Source organism: Vibrio sp. 10N.261.55.A10, from assembly GCF_041470825.1.
GTDB lineage: Bacteria > Pseudomonadota > Gammaproteobacteria > Enterobacterales > Vibrionaceae > Vibrio > Vibrio crassostreae_C.
Map to the genome: position 1 here is coordinate 1 of NZ_JBFRNC010000107.1, position 2295 is coordinate 2295.

Annotated in this window: 2 protein-coding genes; one reads left to right on the plus strand and one right to left on the minus strand. The window is 41.6% G+C overall.

From position 1 onward, the window contains the following. Nucleotides 1-357: 357 nt before the first annotated feature. Nucleotides 358-1314, plus strand: coding sequence for an IS110 family transposase (locus AB4274_RS21765; RefSeq protein ID WP_372113217.1), 957 nt, complete (start codon nucleotides 358-360; stop codon nucleotides 1312-1314). A 22-nt stretch (nucleotides 1315-1336) separates the two neighbouring features. Here AB4274_RS21765 and AB4274_RS21770 read toward each other — a convergent pair whose 3' ends face one another. Next, nucleotides 1337-2251: a hypothetical protein gene (locus tag AB4274_RS21770; protein ID WP_372113219.1), complete on the minus strand. Its 915-nt coding sequence runs from the start codon at nucleotides 2249-2251 to the stop codon at nucleotides 1337-1339. Between the last annotated feature and the right edge of the window lie 44 nt (nucleotides 2252-2295).

Below are 2295 nucleotides of genomic sequence, written 5' to 3' on the forward strand. Positions count from 1 at the left end.
AGTTTAGCGGATGTTTGACAACCGGGGGAATCCATGTAGCCGCGTTAAGTAGTGAGCAACGCCAACACTAGACCTAAACCATTGTGCCGTAAACACTAAATTCAAAGCAAATCGAAAATGCCGAGCGTTGGGAATCTGCCTTAAACGCTTGTATGGATAATAAGCACTCCAATCGGGTAATGTGAGACCCAGGCTTTAGCTGCAACTAAAGCTTTCTATGTAGTAGTTCGTTTAAACGCTGGCTCCTCTATCGAGAGACCGATAACAAACATGAACGCTACATAGGACTTCAAGCATAAACCTCGAATAGTCGACTGGGTCTCGAACCCGCATTACGCAAGCATGAGTTAGCTTATTATGAATACCAAAATCAATCAAAGCATCAACGTTGGAGTTGATACCGGCAAAACACAATTAGACATCCACATCAGGCCACTAGACCTATTTCTCTCAGTAGAGAACAATGATAAAGGCATCAAAAAAGCACTCAAAACGATTAAGAGTCACAGTCCTGAACGAATCCTTATTGAAGCAACAGGCCGATTAGAAATGCCTTTTGTTCTTGCATGTGCAGAGGCTCAATTACCTATTGTCAGAGCAAACCCTGTCCACATAAAACGGTTCGCTGGTGCTATTGGCCGCAGAGCCAAAAATGATCGTTTAGATGCAGAATTGATTGCTCACTATGGAGAAGCAATCAAACCAGCTCTTACTGTCATAAAGCCAAAAAACATACGCCTAATGAGTGACTTAGTCATTCGCCGAAACCAGTTGTTATCCATGCAAACCATGGAAAAGAACCGAATCCAGATACTTCCCGCTTCTCTCCATCCGACTATCAAACCGATGCTAACCACGATAAAAAATCAAATCACCAAGTTAGAAGAAAAGCTCGTTAAACTCATTGAAGATAGCCCTGAATATCAGGCTAAAAACACAATATTGCAGAGCGTCCCTGGAATAGGAAACATTGCCGCTGCATCAATAATTAGCAACGTACCAGAACTTGGCTACATCACAAATAAACAAGCGGCATCACTAATTGGTGTCGCTCCAATAACACGCGAAAGTGGGCGCTACAAAGGTAAGCGCGTGATCCAAGGCGGTCGAGCGCAAGTACGCACAGTGTTATATATGGCAATGATGTCAGCCATGCAATGTAACCCCGTATTCAAAGCAACTTATGCTCGACTTGTAGCTGCCGGAAAGCCTAAGAAAGTCGCAATAATCGCGTGTGTTCGAAAGATGGTTGTGACTCTTAACTCTATGCTGAGAGATGGCGCCATGTGGGATGAAAACACTGCCAAAAATTAATCATTGACGCCATAGTCGTTTGTTAGGTGCTTGTCCACATGACTGAATTATCACTGTGAATATTACCTGTATGCGTGTGTACAGCATTGTATAAGGCATATCCATAATCGTGATCTATGCGATAGCAATCACATGACTTATGGACCATTTTACCGTCAACCGTTGAAGTCTTTAAAGCAACAACAGGGTCACCCTCAGATTTAACGGACGTATAGATAATTCCATCAATCGTGTCATCACTGGTAAAAATGTTAAGTAACTTTGAAGTTACTTTATAAAGGTTTCCATTTTCTTTCCTGCGTAAGATATCAGACAAAAAGGCATCACATAGAGTGTGAGCTAAAAATACACTAGGTGTGTACTTTTGCTCTTGATACTGATTCACTTCACAAAAGAAACCAAACATATCTGCAGGCATAAACCTCGGTTTGGATTGTCTGCGAACATGATCGTAGATACCTATATAATAAACGTTGATTGCATCGTTCAATTCAGAACGTAACACATTTACTGTATCACCCACCGAGGAGTTGGATTCCGAGAAAGCTACGTTAACGCAACCGGATCCCGAGAAATATATACAACCGTAATATACAGGATGCCCCTGCTCATTTAAGCGCCCTATACTAGCTTTATCACTGTATTCTCCCGCGATATAAGACAGTTGCGAAACATCTGATTCTAGGTGCATAGTTTTGTATGCCCTAGCCCGAAGCAACTTTAACCCAGGGTCTAGTGGGATGTGCAAGGATGTAGTAAAGAAACCAACCAGTTCAGATAACATATCTTCAATTTGAGATTCACTTAGCTCTGTTTCTTGATCGATATATGAATTGATTAGGTCGATTTTGCTCGCCACGTAACCTGCTAAGTCACCGTGTTCATTTAGATCTTCTGCTTTGCTATCAATCAAAGCCTTAATTTCACTAATTGACATATTTCACCAATATTTATTTGCACCTAACGAATGACATGGATTCC

Coding starts and splice junctions, on each gene's coding strand:
- AB4274_RS21770 (WP_372113219.1), bottom strand. CDS start 2,251: ATGTCAATTAGTGAAATTAAGGCTTTGATTGATAGCAAAGCAGAAGAT.
- AB4274_RS21765 (WP_372113217.1), top strand. CDS start 358: ATGAATACCAAAATCAATCAAAGCATCAACGTTGGAGTTGATACCGGC.